Source organism: Pseudomonas sp. USTB-Z, from assembly GCF_019691255.1.
In the GTDB taxonomy this organism is placed as follows: Bacteria; Pseudomonadota; Gammaproteobacteria; order Pseudomonadales; family Pseudomonadaceae; genus Aquipseudomonas; species Aquipseudomonas alloputida.
Genome location: NZ_JAECZP010000024.1, coordinates 56,139 through 77,651 on the forward strand (window position 1 = coordinate 56,139; position 21,513 = coordinate 77,651).

General features: G+C 61.7%; 19 protein-coding genes. 6 read left to right on the plus strand and 13 right to left on the minus strand.

The window, feature by feature from the left end; translation table 11 throughout:
• Positions 1–186: 186 nt before the first annotated feature.
• From I8746_RS22675 to I8746_RS22685, 3 genes are all read left to right on the plus strand, one after another.
• Positions 187–684 carry an RNA polymerase sigma factor gene (locus tag I8746_RS22675; RefSeq protein WP_088512986.1) on the plus strand — a complete coding sequence of 166 codons (498 nt, stop codon included), beginning with the start codon at positions 187–189 and terminating at the stop codon, positions 682–684.
• A gap of 20 nt (positions 685–704) precedes the next feature.
• Complete coding sequence (locus tag I8746_RS22680) at positions 705–1,667, plus strand: FecR family protein (RefSeq protein ID WP_221101076.1); 963 nt, start codon at positions 705–707, stop codon at positions 1,665–1,667.
• 108 nt (positions 1,668–1,775) lie between these two features.
• Positions 1,776–4,205, plus strand: coding sequence for a TonB-dependent receptor (locus I8746_RS22685; protein ID WP_221101077.1), 2,430 nt, complete (start codon positions 1,776–1,778; stop codon positions 4,203–4,205).
• Between the two features lie 136 nt (positions 4,206–4,341).
• Here the strand turns inward: I8746_RS22685 and I8746_RS22690 are convergent, their stop codons facing one another.
• The 4 genes from I8746_RS22690 to I8746_RS22705 are packed head-to-tail and all read right to left on the minus strand — an operon-like array spanning position 4,342 to position 7,784.
• Positions 4,342–5,499, minus strand: coding sequence for a betaine/proline/choline family ABC transporter ATP-binding protein (locus I8746_RS22690; protein ID WP_003248489.1), 1,158 nt, complete (start codon positions 5,497–5,499; stop codon positions 4,342–4,344).
• Positions 5,496–6,149, minus strand: a complete 654-nt coding sequence (locus I8746_RS22695; RefSeq protein WP_010952080.1) for an ABC transporter permease — start codon at positions 6,147–6,149, stop codon at positions 5,496–5,498. The genes I8746_RS22690 and I8746_RS22695 overlap by 4 nt, the downstream gene beginning before the upstream one ends.
• Complete coding sequence (locus tag I8746_RS22700) at positions 6,146–7,057, minus strand: glycine betaine ABC transporter substrate-binding protein (protein ID WP_110744911.1); 912 nt, start codon at positions 7,055–7,057, stop codon at positions 6,146–6,148. The genes I8746_RS22695 and I8746_RS22700 overlap by 4 nt, the downstream gene beginning before the upstream one ends.
• A 13-nt stretch (positions 7,058–7,070) precedes the next feature.
• Positions 7,071–7,784, minus strand: coding sequence for an ABC transporter permease (locus tag I8746_RS22705; protein WP_003248483.1), 714 nt, complete (start codon positions 7,782–7,784; stop codon positions 7,071–7,073).
• A gap of 557 nt (positions 7,785–8,341) precedes the next feature.
• Here I8746_RS22705 and I8746_RS22710 point away from each other — a divergent pair.
• Entirely contained in the window at positions 8,342–9,925 is a 1,584-nt protein-coding gene (locus tag I8746_RS22710; RefSeq protein WP_003248481.1) for a peptide chain release factor 3, read from the plus strand.
• A 33-nt stretch (positions 9,926–9,958) separates the two neighbouring features.
• Here the strand turns inward: I8746_RS22710 and I8746_RS22715 are convergent, their stop codons facing one another.
• The 4 genes from I8746_RS22715 to I8746_RS22730 all read right to left on the minus strand — a co-directional run bounded on the left by I8746_RS22715 (position 9,959) and on the right by I8746_RS22730 (position 13,761).
• On the minus strand, positions 9,959–11,038 hold the full coding sequence (locus tag I8746_RS22715; RefSeq protein ID WP_003248478.1) for a polyamine ABC transporter substrate-binding protein: 1,080 nt from the start codon (positions 11,036–11,038) through the stop codon (positions 9,959–9,961).
• Positions 11,039–11,090: 52 nt separating this feature from the next.
• A complete protein-coding gene (locus I8746_RS22720) occupies positions 11,091–11,432 on the minus strand; it encodes a cupin domain-containing protein (protein ID WP_003248474.1) in 342 nt (113 codons plus the stop codon).
• 33 nt (positions 11,433–11,465) lie between these two features.
• A complete protein-coding gene (locus I8746_RS22725; protein WP_047603303.1) occupies positions 11,466–12,872 on the minus strand; it encodes an FAD-binding oxidoreductase in 1,407 nt (468 codons plus the stop codon).
• A 64-nt stretch (positions 12,873–12,936) separates the two neighbouring features.
• Positions 12,937–13,761, minus strand: a complete 825-nt coding sequence (locus I8746_RS22730; RefSeq protein ID WP_020191899.1) for a nuclear transport factor 2 family protein — start codon at positions 13,759–13,761, stop codon at positions 12,937–12,939.
• A 613-nt stretch (positions 13,762–14,374) separates the two neighbouring features.
• Here I8746_RS22730 and I8746_RS22735 point away from each other — a divergent pair.
• Both I8746_RS22735 and I8746_RS27675 read left to right on the plus strand, forming a co-directional pair.
• Positions 14,375–15,241 (plus strand): DMT family transporter, encoded by an 867-nt coding sequence (locus I8746_RS22735; protein WP_014860058.1) that lies wholly within the window; start codon positions 14,375–14,377, stop codon positions 15,239–15,241.
• Positions 15,242–15,382: 141 nt separating this feature from the next.
• Positions 15,383–15,487: a LysR family transcriptional regulator gene (locus tag I8746_RS27675; protein ID WP_108078521.1), complete on the plus strand. Its 105-nt coding sequence runs from the start codon at positions 15,383–15,385 to the stop codon at positions 15,485–15,487.
• Between the two features lie 366 nt (positions 15,488–15,853).
• Here I8746_RS27675 and I8746_RS22745 read toward each other — a convergent pair whose 3' ends face one another.
• From I8746_RS22745 to I8746_RS22765, 5 genes are all read right to left on the minus strand, one after another.
• Entirely contained in the window at positions 15,854–16,822 is a 969-nt protein-coding gene (locus I8746_RS22745; protein ID WP_003255261.1) for a peptide ABC transporter ATP-binding protein, read from the minus strand.
• The gene (locus I8746_RS22750) at positions 16,822–17,790 is read right to left on the minus strand and encodes an ABC transporter ATP-binding protein (protein ID WP_003255260.1); all 969 of its coding nucleotides are present in this window, start codon (positions 17,788–17,790) and stop codon (positions 16,822–16,824) included. Before I8746_RS22750 ends, I8746_RS22745 begins: the two co-directional genes overlap by 1 nt.
• 10 nt (positions 17,791–17,800) lie before the next feature.
• Positions 17,801–18,727, minus strand: a complete 927-nt coding sequence (locus I8746_RS22755; protein ID WP_003255259.1) for an ABC transporter permease subunit — start codon at positions 18,725–18,727, stop codon at positions 17,801–17,803.
• Positions 18,728–18,737: 10 nt separating this feature from the next.
• Positions 18,738–19,748, minus strand: a complete 1,011-nt coding sequence (locus I8746_RS22760) for an ABC transporter permease subunit (RefSeq protein ID WP_003255257.1) — start codon at positions 19,746–19,748, stop codon at positions 18,738–18,740.
• Between the two features lie 91 nt (positions 19,749–19,839).
• On the minus strand, positions 19,840–21,450 hold the full coding sequence (locus tag I8746_RS22765) for an ABC transporter substrate-binding protein (RefSeq protein WP_178085894.1): 1,611 nt from the start codon (positions 21,448–21,450) through the stop codon (positions 19,840–19,842).
• Between the last annotated feature and the right edge of the window lie 63 nt (positions 21,451–21,513).

Genomic DNA, 21,513 nt, shown 5'->3' on the forward strand with positions numbered 1-21,513 from the left:
ACAGGGGATACGCGTTCCATGTGGGGGCGGGCTTGCCCGCGAAAAGGGCGGAGGTGTTCATATTTATGGCCACATTTTCCTGGTACCTCCGTACAGGAAACCGCCCATAAATTTTTTGTTACCGACTGGCGGATTTGCTGCTTTTGATGCGAAACATTACTATTCGCACCCTTATCTGCCTCCCTGATGACCCCGACCGTGTCCGGACACAAAGGCTTCCTCGACCACTACCATGAGCTGATCGGCACCTGGACGCGCAAGCTGCGCAGTCGTCAGCAGGCCGAAGACCTCACCCACGATGCCTTTGTCCGGGTACTGGAAACCCCGCGCGAGCAGGTTGAGCAGCCACGCGCCTACCTGCATCAGGCTGCGCGCAACATCGCTGTGGATGGCTTCCGTCGCGAAGACCGGCGCCAGGCACTGGAGCGGGAAGCCTTCGACGAAGGCGCAACCGGCAGTGGCGACCCGGAAGCCTACGTGCATGCCCTGGAGCTGGCCGACAGCGTCGAGCGGGCGCTTGCCAAGCTGCCACTCAACTGCCGGCAGGTGTTCATCTGGCAGAAGCTCGAAGGCCTGACCCAGGCCGAGATTGCCGAGCGCATGGGGTTGAGCAAGAACATGGTCGAAAAGTATATGATCCGCACGCTTCGGCACCTGCGTGAGCACCTGGATGTGTCGGCATGAAGAGTCAGGAGGCCTTTTCGATGAAACAGCACGGTACCGATGCCGTCCGCGAGCAGGCGGCCGCATGGTTCGCCCGCGTGCAGGATGCGCCTCGGGATGCCGGGCTGCACAAGCAGTTGCATGCCTGGTTGGCGAGCGACGAGCACCACCGGGAAGAATATGAGCATCTCTGCCGCGTGTGGCAGGCCGCCGACTTCATTCCACGTCAGCACCTGGAGGCACTGTGCCAGCCAGACTCGGTGCCGCAGCTGCCAAGACGGCGTTTCATGCGCCAGGCGTTGGCCGCCAGTGTCGCGGTAGTGGCGCTTGGCCTGGGCTGGGGCGGCTGGCACCACCTGCAACTGAACCATCAAGGCAGCCTGCAGACGGCCTTCAATGAGCGCCGTCAGGTCGAACTGCCGGATGGCTCGCATCTGGAGCTCAATGGCAACACGCAGGTGCAGGTCGAGTTCAGCGCCGGCCGGCGGCACGTGCGCCTGAACGCCGGTGAAGTGATGTTCAGCGTCGCCCATGACAGTAACCGGCCATTTGTGGTCGACACTGCCCAGGGCAGTGTGATCGTCACAGGTACCCGCTTTGACGTCCGCCTGGACCCAGCCAGCACCCGTGTGGCGGTGGAGCAGGGGTCGGTGCGGGTGCAGGGCAAGGGCGACTCGCTGGCGCAACTGACGGCCGGGCAGGGGTCGCATATAGATGTACAGGGCCTGGTCGCCGCACCCTATGCGGTCAACACCGGCGCCATGACCGCATGGCGACAAGGCAAGCTGGTGTTCGACAACGCAACCCTCGCCGAAGTAGTGGCCGAAACCTCGCGCTACCGTCGCCAGCCATTGCGGGTCGCCTCTGGGAAAGTCGCCCGGCTGCGCCTGTCCGGTACCTTCAGTACCAACGATACAGACGCTCTGCTGCGGGCCTTGCCGAGCATCCTCCCGGTGGCCATCAAAGCCTATGAAGACGGCTCCAGCGAAATAATCGCCAAATAGATTCAGGTTTTTTTTCACTCGTTCGTCTTCCTCGCCAGCTGCAACTGCCAAGCATTTCCATTTGCACGCGGTTGGCGTTTATTCCGCATTCCAGGATGTTTCGACGACGTGAACAACAACAAACCTCTCCCACGCTTTCGCGCCCTGGCGCTGGCCCTGGCGGTCAGTACTGTGGCCCTTGGCAGCCAGGCCGCAGAGGCCGCTAATGCCCTCCACATCCAGGCCCAGCCGTTGGGTTCGGCGCTGAACCAGCTCGGCCAGCAAACCAGCCTGCAGCTGTTTTTCAGCCCCGAGCTGGTCGCCGGCAAACAGGCCCCGGCGGTATCGGGCAACCTGGCGCCGGTGCAGGCGCTGCAACAGCTGTTGCAAGGCAGCGGGCTCACCTACGAGATGTCCGGGGACACCGTTGTGGTGAAGCCTCTGCCGACTACCCTTGACCTGGGCAGCGGCAGCCTGGAGCTGGCACCCACCGACATCAAGGTGGTCGGTGACTGGCTGGGTGATGCCCAGCAGAGCGTGGTACAGAACCACCCTGGGGCACGCACCGTGGTACGCCGCGAGGCAATGGTGGAGAAGGGCGCAATGAACGTGCGCGACGTGCTGCGCGGCATCCCCGGCGTGCAAGTGCAGGACTCCAACGGGACCGGTGGCAGCGACCTGTCGCTGAACGTGGGCGTACGCGGCCTTACTTCGCGCCTGTCGCCGCGCTCCACGGTACTGATCGATGGCATCCCGGCCGCCTTCGCGCCGTATGGCCAGCCACAGCTGTCGATGGCACCGATTTCTTCTGGCAACCTCGACAGCATCGACGTCGTGCGCGGTGCCGGCTCGGTGCGCTATGGCCCGCAGAACGTGGGCGGCGTGATCAACTTTGTAACCCGGGCGATTCCGGAAAAGGCCTCGGCAGAGCTGTCCACCACCCTGGAGACCTCCCAGCACGGTGGCTGGAAACATACCGAGTCAGCCTTCGTCGGTGGCACGGCCGACAATGGCATGGGCGTGGCGCTGTTGTACACCGGGGTGAATGGCAACGGTTACCGTGAAAGCAACAACGGCAACGACATCGACGACGTAATCCTCAAGACGCATTGGGCGCCAACCGATGTCGATGAGTTCTGGCTGAACTTCCATTATTACGATGGCCGTGCCGACATGCCGGGTGGCCTGACCCAGGCCCAATACGACAGCAACCCGTACCAGTCCCTGCGCGATTACGACTACTTCGCGGGCCGGCGCAAGGATGTGTCGTTCAAATGGCAGCGGCAGCTCGACGATGCCACCCAGTTCGAAGTGCTGACCTACTACACCGACAGCTTCCGCGGCAGCACCATCGCCTCGCGGGACATGAAGACGTTGTCGTCGTACCCGCGCAACTACCACACCTTTGCCATCGAACCCCGTGTGTCGCGCATCTTCTTTGCCGGCCCAACCACCCAGGAAGTCAGTGTCGGTTACCGTTACCTGAAGGAAGCGATGCGCGAACAATCGACTCGCCTGGCGCTGATCGACAACGTGCCGACGGTGACCCCGACTTCCGACGGCCACGTGTTCCAGGACCGCAGTGGCGGCACCGAGGCCAGCGCCTACTACATCGACGACAAGATCGACGTGGGCAACTGGACCATCACCCCTGGCGTGCGCTTCGAGCACATCAATACCGACTGGCGCGACCGCCCGGTGCTGGACGCCAACAACCGCCCGGTAGCCGAGAAGAACCGCAGCATCACCAGCAACGAGCCTTTGCCGGCACTGAGCGTGATGTACCACGTTTCCGATGCCTGGAAGGTGTTCGCCAACTACGAGACGTCGTTCGGTAGCCTGCAGTACTTCCAGCTGGGCCAGGGCGGTTCTGGCAACAGTACGGCCAATGGCCTGGAGCCGGAAAAAGCCAAGACCTACGAAATCGGTACCCGTTATGACAATGGCGGCTTTGCCGGTGAGCTGACGGCGTTCTACATCGACTTTGATGATGAGCTGCAGTACATCAGCAACGACGTGGGCTGGACCAACCTCGGTGCGACCAAGCACCAGGGCATCGAGGCTTCGGTGCGTTATGACCTGGCCGGGCTGGACCCGCGCCTGGACGGGCTGTCGGTGAGCGGTGGCTACACCTATACCCGCGCGACCTATGAAGGGGATATCCCAGGGTTCAAGGGCCGAGACCTGCCGTTCTATTCACGCCAGGTGGCCACTGCCGGGGTGCGTTACGCAGTTAACCGCTGGACCTGGAACCTGGACGCCTATGCCCAATCGAAGCAGCGTGCGCCGGGAACCGGGATCAATGCCGATGGCAGCTTCAATGGCGATTACATTACCCAGCCAAGTGCTGACGGGCAGTATGGCGATATTCCGGGTTATGTGACCTGGCATGCCCGCGGTGGGTACGAATTCGGGCCTGAACTGTCCAACCTGAAGCTGGCGGCGGGGGTGAAGAACCTGTTCGACAAGCAGTACTTCACCCGCTCCAGTGACAACAATGCCGGCCTTTACGTGGGTGAGCCGCGAACCTTCTACGTGCAGGCCAGTGTTGGGTTTTGATCGAGATTGCCGGGGCCGCTTTGCGGCCCTTCGCTCGCTCCTACACATGATCGGTGGTGGACATACATCGGGGATTGAACACAGGCCGTTGTAGGAGCGGGTTTACCCGCGAAGGGGTGCAAAGCGCCCCCGACGATTACGAAACCACCGCCTCGGCCGGCGAAACGATACTGCTCTTCGCCCCCCGCGATCTCCCCGAGCTCAGGTACGCGGCAATCGACTCCTGCGTCACCTCGCCCAAGAACACCTGCTCGGCATCCAACACTGGCAACCACGCGCGGTTGAACTCGTACATGCGCGACAGCAGGATGCGCAAGTGCTCATCGTACGAGGCCGTGGCATTGAACGGCCGCAGGAAATCACCGCAAGTGCCTTGCTGGCGGTGCATGTCGCGCCGGCGCACATAGCCCAAGGCCTTGTTTTGCGCATCGGTCACCACCACGTAGCGGCGGTCGTGCTCATCGAGCAGCTCCAGCGCGTCGCCCACCGGTGTTTCCGGGCTCACCGACGGCGCGTTGTCCGCTGCATCCTCGGCACGCACCAGCAACAGGCGTTTGAGGGTGCTGTCCTGGCCCACAAAGTTGCTGACGAAATCATCCGCCGGGTGCGCCAACAGGGTATCCGGGTGATCCAGCTGCAACAGCTTGCCGGCACGGAAGATGGCAATCTTGTCGCCCAGTTTGATCGCTTCGTCGATGTCGTGGCTGACCATGATTACCGTCTTGTTCAGCGCCCGCTGCATTTCGAAGAATTCGTTCTGGATCATCTCGCGGTTGATCGGGTCGACCGCGCCAAATGGCTCGTCCATCAACAGCACGGGTGCATCTGCTGCCAGGGCGCGAATCACGCCGATACGCTGTTGCTGGCCGCCAGACAGCTCGCGCGGGTAGCGTTGCAGGTACTGCTTGGGTTCGAGCTTGATCATGTGCATCAGCTCGCGAGCCCGCTCGTGGCATTTCTGCTTGTCCCAGCCAAGCAGGCGCGGGACCACGGTAATGTTCTCCTCGATGGTCATGTTGGGGAACAGACCAATCTGCTGAATCACATAGCCGATGTGCCGGCGCAGGGTAACTTCGTCCAGCCCGGTGGTGTCTTCGCCATTGATGAACACCTGGCCCGAGGTGGGCGTGATCAGGCGGTTGATCATTTTCAGCGTGGTGCTCTTGCCGCAGCCCGACGGGCCGAGGAACACGCAGATTTCCCCTTCATTGACGGTGAGGCTAACCGAGTCGACGGCTTTGACGTCCTTGCCGTTGACGTTGAAGGTTTTGCTGAGGTTCTTCAGTTCGATCATGAGCGCAGTCCTTCTGGAGTCAGGGCACGTTGCAGGGTTTGCAGCAGCAGGTCGGCGATGATCGCCAGCAGGCTGACCAGTACGGCGCCGACCAGCAGCATCGACATGTCGCTGCGGCTGATGGAAGTCAGGATCAGCACGCCGAGGCCGCCGGCGCCGATGGTGGCGGCAATGGTCATCACACCGATGTTCATCACCACGGCGGTGCGCACGCCGGCGAGGATCACCGGTACGGCGATGGGCAGCTCGACCATGCGCAGGCGCTGGCCGAAGGTCATGCCGATGCCACGCGCGGCTTCACGGATACCGGGCTCGACATTGGTCAGGGCCAGGTAGGTGTTGCGCAGGATGGGCAGCAGCGAATAAAGAAACACGGCAGTGATCGCCGGCAAGGGGCCCAGCCCCTGGCCGAACTTGGAGTAGAACGGCAGCAGCAGGCCGAACAACGCAATCGAGGGGATGGTCAGCAGCACTGTGGCGCTGGCCTGCAGCGGGCCGGCCACCGCCGGGAAGCGGGTCATCAGGATGCCCAGCGGCACGCCAACGAGGATCGCCAGGCCGACGGCGATGCCGACCAGCATGATGTGCTGCCAGGTCAGTTGCAGCACCTGGGCCCAGTCGAGGTGGGCGAACGTGTCGAGCAGGCTCATGGCTGTACCTCCTTGAGGGGATGCTCTCGCAGGAATGCGGCGGCCACTGCGGACGGGTTCTGGTGGTCCACGTCGACCTTGGCATTGAGCTGGCGCATGGTCTCGTCATCGAGCTGCTCGGCCAGTGGCTTGAGCAGGGCGACCAGTTGCGGGTTGGCGTCGAGCACGGCCTTGCGCACCACCGGGGCGGCGGTGTAGTCGGGGAAGTAGTGCTTGTCGTCTTCGAGCAGCTTGAGGTTGAACGCGCTCAGGCGACCGTCGGTGGTGTAGACCAGGCCTGCGAACACCTGGTTGTTGTGCATGGCCGTGTAGACCAGGCCCGCGTCCATCTGGCGGATGTTGGCGCGGCCGACCTGCAGGTCGTACATTTCCTTGAGCCCGACCAGGCCGTCGGGGCGGTTGGCGAACTCGGTGTCCAGAGCCACCAGGTGGTTACGCTTGCGCTCGTCGCGCAGCACCTGGTTGAGGTCGCTGATCGAGTTGATCTGCGGGTAGGCCTCGGCGACCTGCTTCGGCAAGCCGAGGGCATAGGTGTTGCTGAATTTCGACGGGGTCAGCCAGATCAGGTCTTTTTTGGCATCCAGCTCCTTGACCTTGGCGTAGGTGGCCTCGGCACTGGGCATACGCTCATCGATGTGGTTGTAGGACACCAGCGACACCCCGGTGTATTCCCACATCAGGTCGAGCTGGCCGGTTTCCTGGGCCTGGCGAGCGATGCTGCTGCCAAGGCCGGTGGTGACGCGTACGTCAAAGCCGTTGGCGCGCAGGTACTGCGCGGTGATTTCGGCGAGCACGGTCTGTTCGGTGAACACCCGCGCGCCGATGCGCACCAGGGGTTTTTCCGCTGCCTGGGCAACTCCTGCGAACAGCAGGGCCGCGCCCAGCAGCAAGGCGATTCTCTTCTTCATACGTTTCCTATCCTTATTGGGCCAGGCCACGTTCCAGCCAGCGCCTGCTGGAGAAACTCACCGCCGCGTCCAGCACCAGTGCCAGCAGCGCGGTGCAGGCGGCACCCAGCAGCAGCTGCGGCTGGTTGTTCAGGGCGATGCCGGGGAAGATCAGGCTGCCCAGGCTGTTGGCGCCGATCAGGAATGCCAGCGGTGCGGTGCCCACGTTCAGCGCCAGGGCCACGCGTACGCCGCCGACGATGATCGGCACGGCGTTGGGCAGTTCCACCTGCCAGAGTTGCTGGCGCGGGGTCATGCCAATGCCGGTAGCGGCTTCCTTGAGCGATGCGGGGACGTTTTTCAGGCCTTCGTAGGTGTTGCGCACGATGGGCAGGAGGGACGCGAGGAACAGTGCGAAGATCGCAGGCCCGGCGCCGATGCCCAGGATACTCAGGGCGATGGCCAGAACGGCCAGAGGGGGGATGGTGTTGCCAACGTTGAAGAACTGCATGAAACGCTCGGCTTTGTCGACCCGGTGCGGTCGACTTAACGCAATGCCGGCGGGGATGCCCACGGCCAGCGCCGCCGCCATCGAAGCCAGCACCAATACCAGGTGCGCTTGCAGGTAGAACCCAAGATCGTCGCGATAACGCGCGATCGTGTCGATGCCGATCCAGTGGACCAGCAGGGCCAGGATGACGAGCACGGCGGCCCATCCCAACAGCCCCTTTCCGTAGCGTTTAGCCACAGGCGGACTCCTTGTGTTGTCGGCGAGCACACTTCTTGGAAGCCGGCCAATCCTGGCGGCGGGTGGTGTGTTCGCGAGTAGCAGCGAGATGCAAGCCGAAGGCTGCGATCAGGCCATGAGCCGAACCCCGTCGGGCCCGAAAATGCTGATGAAACCAGTCCCCAACCGAAGCGGGTTGCAGGGGAGTGGACGTCTCCGTGGGCGTAAAGGTTCCCATCTGAGGCGGCATTTGGCCAGCGCTAATCGCTGGGTGGCAGGATTTTTGGCGAGAAAAAACAGCGACTTAATGCGCTGCAGGCGTTGAAATAACTGCGCTTTGGGCATTTGTCGTGATAAATCGATTGCCTGTTGGATTTCTTTTGTCTGTGCCGGCCTCTTCGCGGGTAAACCCGCTCCTACAGTGACTGCACCGCATCCGAACCCTGTGTCGTACCTGTAGGCGCGGGTTTACCCGCGAAGATCCCGGCACAGGCGCCATTCATTCGGCAGATTTTGGTCCAGGCCCAACTTCAGGTATGATACTGCCCCTTTCAAATCCCCCAGTCAGGCGATTTCCCATGACCAACCAGGCCGCCGAAGTCGCGAAGCGCCGCACTTTCGCAATCATTTCCCACCCCGACGCCGGTAAGACCACCATCACCGAGAAGCTGCTGTTGATGGGCAAGGCCATTGCCGTCGCCGGTACCGTGAAGTCGCGCAAGTCCGACCGCCACGCCACCTCCGACTGGATGGAAATGGAGAAGCAGCGCGGCATCTCCATCACCACCTCGGTGATGCAGTTCCCGTACCGCGAGCACATGATCAACCTGCTCGACACCCCCGGCCACGAAGACTTCTCGGAAGACACCTACCGCACCCTGACCGCGGTGGACTCGGCGCTGATGGTGCTCGACGGCGGTAAAGGTGTAGAGCCGCGTACCATCGCCCTGATGGACGTGTGCCGCCTGCGCGACACGCCCATCGTCAGCTTCATCAACAAACTCGACCGAGACATCCGCGACCCGATCGAACTGCTCGACGAGATCGAAGCCGTTTTGAAGATCAAGGCCGCGCCAATCACCTGGCCGATCGGTTGCTACCGCGACTTCAAGGGCGTGTACCACCTGACCGGTGACTACATCGTGGTGTACACCCCGGGCCACGGCCACGAGCGCACCGAAGCCAAGATCATCCAGAAGCTGGACTCGGACGAAGCCCGCGCGCACCTGGGCGACCAGTACGATTCGTTCGTCGAGCAACTGGAGCTGGTGCAGGGCGCTTGCCACGAGTTCAACCAGGAAGAGTTCATCAACGGTCAGCTGACCCCGGTGTTCTTCGGTACTGCGCTGGGCAACTTCGGTGTCGACCACGTGCTCGACGCCGTGGTCGACTGGGCGCCGCGTCCGCTTGGCCGTGTGGCCCACGAGCGCACCGTGGAGCCTGTGGAAGAGAAGTTCACCGGCTTCGTGTTCAAGATCCAGGCGAACATGGACCCGAAACACCGCGACCGTATCGCCTTCATGCGCATCTGCTCGGGCAAGTACGAGAAGGGCATGAAAATGCGCCACGTGCGCTTGAACAAAGACCTGCGTATCGGCGATGCGCTGACGTTCTTCTCCTCCGAGCGTGAGCAGCTGGAAGAAGCCTTTGCCGGTGACATCATCGGCCTGCACAACCACGGCACCATCCAGATCGGCGACACCTTCACCGAAGGCGAGGCGCTGGGCTTCACCGGTATTCCGCACTTCGCGCCGGAGCTGTTCCGCCGCGTCCGCCTGAAAGACCCGCTGAAATCCAAGCAACTGCGACAAGGCCTGCAGCAGCTGGCCGAAGAAGGTGCTACTCAGGTGTTCTTCCCTGAGCGCAGCAACGACATCATCCTGGGTGCGGTCGGTGTGCTGCAGTTCGACGTGGTCGCCAGCCGCCTGAAGGAAGAGTACAAGGTCGAGTGCGCCTACGAGCCTATCACCGTCTGGTCGGCGCGCTGGATCAGCTGCGATGACAAGAAGAAGCTCGAGGAATTCCAGACCAAGGCCATGGAAAACCTGGCCATCGACGGCGGCGGTCACCTGACCTACCTGGCGCCGACCCGGGTCAACCTGGCGCTGATGGAAGAGCGCTGGCCGGACATCAAGTTCCGCGCTACCCGCGAGCACCATTAAGGCCTGAAATCGGGGCCGCTAGGCGGCCCCATTTCAATTTCCGGCTTTGATACTGGTCCAGATTCGCGTACGAATACGGTCGATCTTCGCCGGCATCGCCTCCAGCGCATACAGCTTGCCCATCACCTCGTCGCTCGGGTAAATCATCGTATTACCCTTCATCGCCGGGTCCACCAGCCCGTCTGCCTTTAGGTTGCCGTTGGCGTACTGGACGTGGTTGCTGATGTTGGCCATCACCTCCGGCTGCAGCAGGTAGTTCATGTAGGCATATCCGGCCTTTTCATCCGGCGCATCGACGGGCATGGCGACCATGTCGAACCACATCGGCGCGCCCTCCTTGGGTATCGAATAGCCCACCTTCACGCCATTGTTCGCCTCATCGGCGCGGTTCTTCGCCTGCAGCACATCCCCCGAGAACCCCACTACCACGCAGATATCGCCGTTGGCCAGGTCGCCCGTGTACTTGGACGAGTGGAAATAGCTGATGTAAGGCCGCACTTTCATCAGCAGGTCCTTGGCCTTCTCGTAGTCCTTGGGGTCTTGGCTGTGATGGGGCAAGCCCAGGTAGTGCAGGGCGATCGGCAGCAGTTCGGGGCCATTGTCCAGCACCGCGACGCCACAGCTTTTCAGCTTGCTCATGTACTCGGGCTTGAAGATCAGGTCCCAGGAGTCCACGGGCGCGTTGTCGCCGAGCACCGCCTTGACCTTGTCGATGTTGTAGCCAATACCGGTACTGCCCCACAGGTACGGGAAGCCGTACTGGTTGCCCGGGTCGTTCACCTCCAGCGCCTTGAGCAGCACCGGGTTGAGGTTGTGCCAGTTAGGCAGCTGGGATTTGTCCAGGCGCTTCAAGGCCTTGCCCTGGATCTGCCGGGCCATGAAATGGTTGGAGGGGAACACCACGTCGTAGCCGGAATTGCCGGTCATCAACTTGCCATCGAGGGTTTCATTGCTGTCGTACACGTCATAGGTCGGCACGATGCCGCTGGCTTGCTGGAAGTTCTTCAACGTATCGGGGGCCACGTAGCTGGACCAGTTGTAGATCTTCACCGTTTCAGCGGCGCTGGCCACGCTGGCGGCCAGCATCAGGGGGGCGAGGAGGAAGGTGCGCATGTCGGGTTTACCTTGCTTTGTCTGTTGTTATCGAAGGCAGGCGATCAGCGGATCAGAAAATAAGCACGTAGGTCTTGCGCACGGTCTCCAGGATGTCCCAGGTGCCGGTGCTGTTGGCCGGTAGCATCAATGCGTCTCCGGCTTCTATGACCAGGGGCTCGCCACCGTCGGGGGTGAACGTGCAGCGGCCCTTGATGAAATGGCAGAACTCCTGTTGCACGATCTGCCGCCGCCAGCGCCCTGGGGTGCATTCCCAGATGCCGGTTTCAACGCCATCGCTGCGCTCCACGCAGGTGACTGACGTGACTGCCACGGGTTCGCCGAGCGGTACCGCGACCGGGTTGGAGCTGTCGAGCACGGCAAATTCGGTGTTCTTGAACTGGGTGATGCTCATGACCGGTGGATCCTGTACGAGTGAAAAGGGAAGTCAGTGCATGAAGCCTTCCATGAAGTCCGCAACCGAGATGGCCAGGCGCCGCCTCCACGGCGCACTGGCGGGGTTGGCGAGGGTCCGGTCCTCATGGACGAAGCTCTGGATGATCGCGTTGTAGCCCAGCCAGCGGCAGGGCTCGGGGGGCCAGCTGGCCAGGCTCGATAGCGGGCGGTTGTCGAGCACCCAGGGTTGCGCCGTCAGTTCGTTGCGCTGGTTGAGGATCAGCGCCGCCAGGGTGCGCCCACCCAGGTTGGTAGCCCCCACGCCTTCGCCGCCGTAGCCGCCGGCAAGGGCGATGCCGCGCTGGCGGTCGCAAAGCATGTGTGGGCGGAAGCGTCGCGCCATGCCGAGGTTGCCGCCCCAGGTATGAGTGATGCGTACCTGTTTGAGCTGCGGGAACAGTTCGCCGAACAGGTAGCGGCGCAGTTCGACTTCGTGTTCGTCGAGGTTGAAGTTCTCGCGCAGACGCCCACCGAAGCGGTAGCCACCGCGAGCACCGAAGACCAGGCGGTTGTCGGCGGTGCGCTGGCCGTAGGTGACCTGGCGGCTGCTTTCACTGAAGGCTTGGCCCTTGCTCAGGCCAATTTGCTCCCAGGTGGCCTCTGGCAGCGGCTCGGTGGCCACCAGCAGGCTCTGTACTGGCAATTGGTGTTTGCCCAGTGGCGGCAGGCTGGCGGCGTAACCCTCCACGGCAGGCACCATCCACTGGCAGCGAATCTGTGCCAGCGGGGTACGCACCTCGCTCGGCTGCCAGTCGATGGCCGGGGTGTTTTCGTAGATCGATACGCCCAGCGCCTCCACTGCCCGGGCAAGGCCGCGCACCAGCTTGGCTGGCTGGATGGTCGCCGTGTGCGGGCTGTAGATGGCTCCAAACGCATTGCTGACCCGTAACTGGTTACCCAGCTGCTCGGGGCTCAGCCAGCGGTAGTCGTCCTCGGTCATGCCTTGGCGATACAAGTCGTCGAGGTAGGCGCGCAGGCTGCGTTCCTGCTCCGGGTAGCGCGCTGCGCAATAAAGGACGCCGCCTTTGCGGTAGTCGCAGTCGATGCCTTCGCTTTGCAGCACGCGATGCACTTCATCCGGGATGCCGTGCAGCAGGTCGATGCTGGCGCGGCGCTGTTGCGGCGAGAGGGTGCCGAGCAGGCGGTCTTCGCCGAGCAGGTTGCCCATCAGCCAGCCCCCATTACGGCCGGAGGCGCCGAAGCCGGCGATTTGGGCTTCGATCACCGCAATGTTCAGCTGGGGGGCCTGGCGCTTGAGGTAGTACGCGGTCCAAAGGCCGGTATAGCCGGCACCGATGATGCACACGTCAACGTCGAGGTCATTGCGCAGTGCCGGGCGCGCGCACAGCGGCTCGTCGAGCTGGTCCATCCACAGGCTGAGCGTGCGCAGGGGTTGCATCGGGTTCGGCTCCACATCCGTCAAGGTCTGTGGGCGATGCTAGTGGTGTCAGTGGGCGGCTGTCTTACGTGCGTGCACGCAGGGAAATTTGCTTCAGGTAGGCCTTTGGCGTGAGCCCGGTGTGTTCGCGGAAGCACTTGTAGAACGCCGACAGCGAGTTGAAACCGGCACTGAAGGCCAGCTCGTCGATCGTCGCCTCGACGCTGTCGTCGCCGAGGCTGGCCATCAGGTGCTGCAGGCGTGCCTGGTTGACGTAGCGGTAGAAGCTTTGCCCCAGCACCTGGTTGAGCAGGTAGGAAATCTGGTTGCGGCTGTAGCCGCTGGCGTCGGCGACCTGTTGCAGGTCGAGCTCCGGGTCGAGGTAGGGGCGTTGACGCTGGAAGTAATGCTCCAGGTCCTGGGCCATGGTCGACAACTGCCGAGGCGACAGGCCCAGGCGGCTGGTGGCGGGGCGCGGACCGCTGTTGGCGTGGCCTGTGCCGTTCCGGCGGACCAGCGTGGCGTATTCGTTGACCCGCCAGATCAGCCCGTCCCTGACGGTGATCGCCTCGCTGGACTGGAACGCAACCAGGCCGTCGCCGCCCTGGACCGTGACCTGATACTGAATGAATGCGGTGCAGCCATCGACGCGGATGCGGTCGCTGTGGACGATGTCCTCGCCAGCTTCATGGGGCAGGCAAGCGCGTACGTAGTCGCGCAGTTCCTGGTGGCCAAGCACGCGGTTCTGGAAGAAGTCGTGGTACTGAATATCGGGGTGGTAGAGCGCCATGACGCCATCGAGGTCGCGGTGCTTCCAGCAGAGGTGGTAGCGCAGCACGATTTCGGCGGTAAGCGGCGTTTGCTCGGGGCCGTCGGGGAGGGTGGTGGCGATCATGGGTGGATAGTGCATTGCAGAACACCCAGGTGCAAGGGCGTGGATCCTGCATATTGCACGGTTTGCTCAGGCGGCTTGGAGGGTAAGCCGTTGATTCTTATGAATGTAGTTTTTTGATACAACTGGCATGGCGGCTGCACCTTTCTTTTCACCATCGAACAAGGAGAAAGGCCATGCGCTCGATACTGCTTTGGATGATTGGGGTGCCGATTCCGGTGATCATTCTGATCTGGTTCTTTATGCATTGAGATTTTGGGGGCCGCTTTGCGGCCCTTTTGCTACAACTCTTCGCTACAAAAGGCGTGTGCAAGGCAGGGCCCGGATGCCGGCTTGAGATCAATAAATCCAATTTGGTGTTCTGATGAACACCAAAGGTCTCGTTGAATTAGTAATATTTAGTGTAGTAAGTGCAAGTGGAGTGTTGTCTGAAAGTTCCTACAGTATTCTCTTGGCACTTGCCGCTATCTCTACAGTACTAACTAACTCGTTAATAATGTTGCTAGGCTGGTGGACGTGCCGAAATACGTTAGTCTGTAGATTCTTGTCAAAATAGGTGTTTGATTTCTGCTGTTTTCCCGATTACTGTCTGAGGAGGTTCAGGAATAATTCATAATTAAGGACCATTGCTATGGACGTATTCATGGGGTTGCTGGCTGCGGTGTTCTGGGGGTGCACCGACTTCTTGGTCGGCGTGAACGCAAGAGCGGTTGGAGTAAAACGGGCGGTATTTTTCGGTCAGTTGCTAGGGCTTTTCTTGATGGCAATCATTATTGCCATTTCAGCCGATCAGTGGCAGAAATTTACTTCTGCGCCCTGGCTCACGATAGGGTTAGGAATTGTCGCCTCTCTATGCACCGTAGTAGGAGCGCTGGCGCTTTCAAAAGCTTTCGCTATTGGCAAGACAGCCATCGTGGCGCCCCTGGTCACTTCGTATGGTGTTTTTACAACGCTGTTGGCATGGCTGGGTGGTGATGCCCTTTCCGCTTGGCAGGTGGTCGGTATCCTTGTCTGCTTTTTCGGCGTGCTGTTGGCCTGCCGCAGCGATAATGGTGGTTTCGATCGTAAGGTCACCAGCGTAATGTCTGTGTGGTTTGCTTTGTTGGCGGCCATGCTTTACGGCATCAGCTTCTGGATTCAGGGGAAATTCACCTTGCCGGCGCTGGGACCGGTGAACATGCTGGCGCTAGGGTATGCGGTGGGGGTCATTTTTTTGATCCATGAAGCCGTCAGGTTTCTGCGGGACCATACGACAATAATGCTGAAGACCTATGGCTCACTGTGCGGGGCAAGTCTTTTCAACTTGGGAGGGTTTTCTGCGTTTTCTTGGGGGGCTCTAAATGGCTCGGTGTCCGTTGTCACCGTCATCAGCACGTTGTCGGGTGGTATTGCCGCGATCCTGGGGTACTTCTTTTTTCGCGAGCGGCTGTCAGTCATCCAGATCGGTGGTGTTAGCCTAGTGTTGTCAGGCGCTTTGCTTCTGCACCTGTATGGGTGACATTTTCTTCGGTATAGAAATTCTAGATTTTGTGGGTGTGCCAATGGCGTATTTCTTCGCTGTGGGGCTGTAGATATGAGTGCTCATAGTAATGGACTATCAAATCTATCTTGCGAAAGTCATGTTGATATGTTGCCTTGCATGGCAGCATTTGCGGTAGTGGTTGAAACTGGAAGTATTGTAGACGCATCTGCCCGATTAGGCTTGACGGCGTCTGCAGTCAGCAAGCAGGTATCAAAGCATTGAAAATGCCTTGTCCCGTACACAAAAAACTGACACTTCCCTGATGGTCGAATCCCGGTATCCGTCCGGCCAACACATCTTCCTGACGGAACCGGCGAAGGCCATGGTGTCCACCTAAAAGTGGACACCATTTCTGACCCATCAAGCGCATTTTCCAGGCCTCAGCGCCGTACCTACAATAAACCTTTCAAAGCCCAGAGTGCGACGAGCCCGGCGCCTCCATCGCAAACATCGCCTTGGACTACAGCCTCAATGGCAACCTCGTCCACAAATGGATTCAGCTCCACAATCAAAAAGCCTTGGTACTTCAGCTGGGCAGCGCAGCAAGCTGCGGTTTTTCGCATTGAGGGCTGCCCAGTTTTCTAACAGTTAAAGAAACTGCTCCGCATAGTGGCACGCAACCTGCCGCGTACTCACCTGCCTCAGCGCCGGCACCTCCTTGGCACACCGCTCGGTCGCATACGGGCAGCGTTTGTGGAACGCACACCCATCCGGCGGGTTCAGCGGGTTGGGCAGCTCCCCGACGATACGAATTTTTGGCTTCAACGGGTCTGGATGAATCGCCGGTGTCGCCGACAGCAGCGCCTGGGTATAGGGATGCAGCGGCTTGTTGTAGATGTCCTCCTTCGGCCCCATCTCCGCCGGCCGCCCCAGGTACATCACCAGTACCTGATCCGCCACATGCCGCACCACCGCCAGGTTGTGCGAGATGAACACGTAGGCGGTGTTGAACTCCTTCTGCAGATCCATGAACAAGTTCAGCACCTGCGCCTGAATCGACACGTCCAGCGCGGAGGTCGGTTCGTCGGCCACCAGCACCTTGGGTTGCAGCATCATCGCCCGGGCCAGGGCGATACGCTGGCGCTGGCCGCCAGAGAACATGTGAGGGTAGCGCTGGTAGTGCTCGGGGCGCAGGCCGACCTGCTCCATCATCTTCTGCACTTTGTCGCGGCGCTCGGCCTTGCTCAGCGAGGTGTTGATCAGCAGCGGTTCGGCCAGTTGGTCACCGATCTTCTGCCGTGGGTTGAGCGAGGCGTAGGGGCTCTGGAACACCATCTGCACATCGCGGCGCAGTTGTTTGCGCTCTGCCTTGCTGGCGCCCTTCACCTCGGTGCCGGCAATTTGCAGCGAGCCGGACGACGGCTCTTCGATCAGGGTCAGGGCGCGGGCCAGGGTCGACTTGCCGCAGCCCGACTCGCCGACCACGGCCAGGGTCTTGCCGGCCTCCAGTTCGAACGACACGCCATTGAGCGCGCGCACCAGCGCATGGCCCTTGAACAGCCCGCGGGAGACTTCGTAGTGCCGGGTCAGCTCCCTGGCAGATAGAACGACGGCCATCACGCCACCTCCTGGTTCAGCGGGTAGAAGCAACGCACCAGGCTGTGGGCCTGTGGGTCGAGGGGCGGGCGCTGGCGCCGGCAATTGTCCTGTACATAGGGGCAGCGTGGTGACAGCAGGCAGCCGACCGGGCGGTCGTAGCGGCCGGGGACGATGCCAGGCAGTGTGGCCAGGCGCTCGGCGCCAATGCTGTGCTCGGGGATCGCGGCGAGCAGGGCTTCGCTGTAAGGGTGGGCGGGCACATCGAACAGTTCTGGCACCTGGCCCACTTCCACGGCTTGGCCGGCGTACATCACGCACACCCGCCTGGCGGTTTCGGCGACCACGGCGAGGTCGTGGGTGATCAGGATGAGCGCCATGTTGCGCTCCTTCTGCAGGTTGACCAGCAGTTCCATGATCTGTGCCTGGATCGTCACGTCGAGGGCCGTGGTCGGTTCGTCGGCGATCAGCAGCTTTGGCTCGCCGGCAATGGCCATGGCGATCGCCACACGTTGGCTCATGCCGCCTGACAGCTGGTGCGGGTAAGCGTCCAGGCGGCTTTCGGCGGCCGGAATCTCGACCTTCTTCAAGAGCTCCAGAGCACGCTGGCGGGCAGCCTTGCCCTTGAGGCCCAAGTGCTGGCGCAGCACTTCCTCGATCTGGAAGCCCACGGTGTAGCTGGGGTTGAGCGCGGTCATCGGGTCCTGGAAGACCATGGCGATGTCCTTGCCCACCACCTTGCGCCGCTGACGGCCGCTGAGCTTGAGCATGTCGGTGCCGTCGAAGGTGAGGGCGTCGGCGGTGATGCGCCCGGGCGCATCGATCAGGCCCATCAGGGCCATCATGGTGACCGACTTGCCCGAGCCAGACTCGCCGACGATGGCCAGGATTTCGCCGGCATCCACCGCCAGGTCCAGGCCATCGACCACCGGTACCGCGTTGGCGTCGCCGAAGCGCACATTCAGGTTGTTGATCTGCAACAGTGACATGGCGTTCTCCTCAGGCGGCGTTCTTGAGTTTCGGGTCCAGCGCATCGCGCAGGCCGTCGCCCATCAGGTTGATTGCCAGCACACTGAGCAGAATGGTCAGGCCGGGCAGGCTTACCACCCACCAGGCGCGCTCGATGTAATCCCGGGCCGAAGCCAGCATGGTGCCCCACTCGGGGGTAGGCGGCTGCACGCCGAGGCCGAGGAAACCCAGCGCAGCAGCGTCGAGGATCGCCGAGGAAAAACTCAGGGTCGCCTGCACGATTAGCGGTGCCATGCAGTTGGGCAGCACGGTGACGAACATCAGCCGGGGCAAGCCGGCGCCGGCCAGGCGGGCAGCGGTGACGTAGTCGCGGTTCAGTTCGCCCATCACCGCGGCGCGGGTCAGGCGCACGTAGGACGGCAGGGAAACGATGGCGATGGCGATCACGGTGTTGATCAGGCCAGGGCCGAGGATGGCGACGATGGCCACGGCCAGCAACAGCGACGGCAGCGCCAGCATCACGTCCATCAGGCGCATGATCGACGGGCCGAGCAACTGCGGGAAAAAGCCGGCCAGCAGGCCAAGGAGAATGCCCGGGATCAGTGACATCACCACTGACGACAGGCCGATCAGCAGCGACAGCCGTGCACCTTGAATCAGCCGCGAAAGCAGATCACGGCCCAGTTCGTCGGTGCCCAGGATGAACTGCCAGGTGCCGCCTTCCAGCCACACCGGCGGGGTCAGCAGGAAGTCGCGGTACTGCTCGCTCGGGTCATGTGGGGCGACCCAAGGCGCGAACAGCGCGCAGAATACCACCAGGCACATGAAGGCCAGGCCCATGACCGCGCCTTTGTTGCGCGCGAAGGCTTGCCAGAATTCTTTGTACGGGGAGGGGTAGAGCAGGCTCTGGTCCACCGGGCTGGCCGGTGACACGGATTTTGTAATCGGGCTAGTCATGGCAAGGGCCTCAGCGCTGATGACGGATGCGTGGGTTGGCCAGGCCGTAGAGGATGTCCACGACGAAGTTGACCAGAATCACCAGGCAGGCGATCAACAGGATGCCGTTCTGGACCACGGGGTAGTCACGGGCACCGATGGCTTCGATCAGCCATTTGCCGATGCCCGGCCAGGAAAAGATGGTTTCGGTCAGCACCGCCCCGGCCAGCAGCGTGCCGACCTGCAGGCCGAACACGGTCAGTACCGGGATCAAGGCATTGCGCAGGCCATGCACGAACACCACACGGGCCGGCGACAGGCCTTTGGCGCGGGCGGTGCGGATGTAGTCTTCGCGCAGTACTTCGAGCATCGACGAGCGGGTCATGCGGGCGATCACCGCCAGCGGGATGGTGCCGAGCACGATGGCCGGCAGGATCAGGTGCATCACAGCGTCCTTGAACGCGCCTTCTTCATCGCTGAGCAGGGTGTCGATAAGCATGAAGCCGGTTTTCGGCTCGATGTCGTAGAGCAGGTCGATGCGCCCGGATACCGGGGTCCAGCCAAGGCTCACGGAGAAGAACATGATCAGGATCAGGCCCCACCAGAAAATCGGCATCGAGTAGCCGGCCAGTGATATGCCCATGACCCCGTGGTCGAACAGCGAACCGCGCTTGAGTGCGGCGATTACACCGGCCAGCAGGCCGACGACGCCGGCGAACAGCAGGGCGGCGAAGGCCAGTTCCAGGGTGGCCGGGAACAGGGTGAGGAACTCGCGCCACACGCTTTCGCGGGTGCGCAGCGATTCGCCAAGGTCACCCTGGGCAAGTTTGCCGACGTAGTCCAGGTACTGGACCGGCAGTGGCTTGTTCAGGCCCAGGCGTTCCATGGCCTGGGCATGCATTTCGGGGTCGACCCTGCGCTCGCCCATCATCACTTCCACCGGGTCGCCGGGGATCAGGCGTATGAGCGCGAAGGTCAGCAAGGTGATGCCGAAAAAGGTCGGTATCAGCAGGCCAAGGCGCCGGGCAATAAAACTCAACATTGTCGGGGTTACCTCATCAGGCCGTGGGGCGATCAGCCCGGTACGGCAGAGCCGCCGGTCCCCGTGTGGGTGGCCGGCGGTCGTTGTTGTTCTACTTCACCTTGGTGGTGGCGAAGTTGTTGTTGGTCAGAGGGTTGATCACGTAGCCCTCCACGTTGTCACGCATGGCGGTGAACATCTTTGGATGAGCCATGCTGATCCAGGGTTGTTCGTCATCGTACACTTTCAATGCCTCGTTATAGAGCCTTGCACGCTCGTCGTTGTCGATCACTTCGCGGGCGCGGCTGATCAGCTCCTGGAACTTGGGGTTGCACCAGCGCGCATAGTTCTCGCCACTTTTCACTGCATCGCAACTGAGCAGCGGGCTGAGGAAGTTGTCCGGGTCGCCGTTGTCGCCGGCCCAGCCGGTGGACACCAGGTCGGCTTCGCCGTTCTTCGCTCGGCGCAGCATCTCGGCCCATTCCATGACGCGGATATCCAGCTTGAGGCCGATCTGTTTGAGGTCGGCTTGCAGCATCTCGGCGGACAGGCGCGGGTTGGGGTTGGTCGGGCCGCCGCCGTTGCGGGTGAACAGGGTGATTACCGTGCCCTCGGGTACACCGGCCTGACTGAGCAGTGCGCGGGCTTTGTCGAGGTCGCGCGTTGGGTTCTGGTTGTGGGTGTTGTAGCCGATCATGGTGGGTGGGTAAGGGTTTACACCTACCAGCGCGTTGCCTTTGCCAAACAGTTGGTCGACATGGGTCTGGCGGTCGAAGGCCATGTTGATGGCTTTACGCACGCGCACGTCGTTGAGGTATTTGTGCTGGGTATTCATGGCGATGTAGCCGGTGACCAAGGCCTCGATTTCTTCAACCTTGAGTTTCGGGTCTTGCTTGATCGACGGCACGTCATCGGGCTTGGGATAGAGCGCCACCTGGCACTCGTTGGCGCGCAGTTTTTGCAGGCGCACGTTGCTGTCGATGGCGATGGCGAACACCAGCGCATCGGCCGGCGGCTTGCCGCGGAAATAGTCCGGGTTGGGCTTGAAGCGGACCTGGGCGTCCTTGTTGTAACGCTGGAAAATGAAAGGGCCGGTGCCGATCGGCTTGCTGTTCAGCTCGGCGGTCTTGCCAGACTTGAGCAACTGGTCGCCGTATTCGGCGGAGTAGATCGAGGTAAAGCCCATGGCCATGTCGCGCAGGAACGGCGCTTCCGGTCGGCTGAGGGTAATCACCACGGTGTGCTCGTCAGCCTTGCTGACTGACTTGAGCAGTTCCTTGAACCCCATGCTCTCGAAGTACGGGTAGCCGACGCTGGTCTTGTCATGCCAGGGGTGGTTCGGGTCGAGCTGGCGATTGAGGCTCCACAGCACGTCATCGGCGTTGAAGTCACGAGTTGGCTTGAAGTAGTCGGTGGTGTGGAACTTCACCCCCTGACGCAGATGGAAGGTGTAGGTCAGGCCGTCGGCTGAAATGTCCCAGCGCTCGGCCAGGGCCGGCTGGATCTCGGTGGTGCCGGGTTTGAAGTCGACCAGGCGGTTGAACACTGTCTCGGCCGAGGCATCGGCGGTGACTGCGGTGGTGTACTGGACGATGTCGAACCCTTCCGGGCTGGCTTCTGTACACACCACCAGCGGTTTGGCCGCCAGTTGCGTGGCGCCGCCCAGAAGCAGCGCGACCAGGGCTAGGCGCAACGGCCGCGATTTCATGAAAGCTCTGTGCATGTGTTGAAAACTCCCTGCTTGCATTGGTTCCAGCGTAGCCGCCCCGGCCCGCAGCGAAACGGG

Bases quoted from the DNA above. Each gene is read 5' to 3' on its own strand.
- I8746_RS22675 (WP_088512986.1), top strand. From the start codon at position 187: ATGACCCCGACCGTGTCCGGACACAAAGGCTTCCTCGACCACTACCAT.
- I8746_RS22680 (WP_221101076.1), top strand. From the start codon at position 705: ATGAAACAGCACGGTACCGATGCCGTCCGCGAGCAGGCGGCCGCATGG.
- I8746_RS22690 (WP_003248489.1), bottom strand. From the start codon at position 5,499: ATGATCGAACTGAAGAACCTCAGCAAAACCTTCAACGTCAACGGCAAG.
- I8746_RS22695 (WP_010952080.1), bottom strand. From the start codon at position 6,149: ATGAGCCTGCTCGACACGTTCGCCCACCTCGACTGGGCCCAGGTGCTG.
- I8746_RS22700 (WP_110744911.1), bottom strand. From the start codon at position 7,057: ATGAAGAAGAGAATCGCCTTGCTGCTGGGCGCGGCCCTGCTGTTCGCA.
- I8746_RS22710 (WP_003248481.1), top strand. From the start codon at position 8,342: ATGACCAACCAGGCCGCCGAAGTCGCGAAGCGCCGCACTTTCGCAATC.
- I8746_RS22715 (WP_003248478.1), bottom strand. From the start codon at position 11,038: ATGCGCACCTTCCTCCTCGCCCCCCTGATGCTGGCCGCCAGCGTGGCC.
- I8746_RS22720 (WP_003248474.1), bottom strand. From the start codon at position 11,432: ATGAGCATCACCCAGTTCAAGAACACCGAATTTGCCGTGCTCGACAGC.
- I8746_RS22725 (WP_047603303.1), bottom strand. From the start codon at position 12,872: ATGCAACCCCTGCGCACGCTCAGCCTGTGGATGGACCAGCTCGACGAG.
- I8746_RS22730 (WP_020191899.1), bottom strand. From the start codon at position 13,761: ATGCACTATCCACCCATGATCGCCACCACCCTCCCCGACGGCCCCGAG.
- I8746_RS22735 (WP_014860058.1), top strand. From the start codon at position 14,375: ATGGACGTATTCATGGGGTTGCTGGCTGCGGTGTTCTGGGGGTGCACC.
- I8746_RS27675 (WP_108078521.1), top strand. From the start codon at position 15,383: ATGGCAGCATTTGCGGTAGTGGTTGAAACTGGAAGTATTGTAGACGCA.
- I8746_RS22745 (WP_003255261.1), bottom strand. From the start codon at position 16,822: ATGGCCGTCGTTCTATCTGCCAGGGAGCTGACCCGGCACTACGAAGTC.
- I8746_RS22750 (WP_003255260.1), bottom strand. From the start codon at position 17,790: ATGTCACTGTTGCAGATCAACAACCTGAATGTGCGCTTCGGCGACGCC.
- I8746_RS22755 (WP_003255259.1), bottom strand. From the start codon at position 18,727: ATGACTAGCCCGATTACAAAATCCGTGTCACCGGCCAGCCCGGTGGAC.
- I8746_RS22760 (WP_003255257.1), bottom strand. From the start codon at position 19,748: ATGTTGAGTTTTATTGCCCGGCGCCTTGGCCTGCTGATACCGACCTTT.
- I8746_RS22765 (WP_178085894.1), bottom strand. From the start codon at position 21,450: ATGCACAGAGCTTTCATGAAATCGCGGCCGTTGCGCCTAGCCCTGGTC.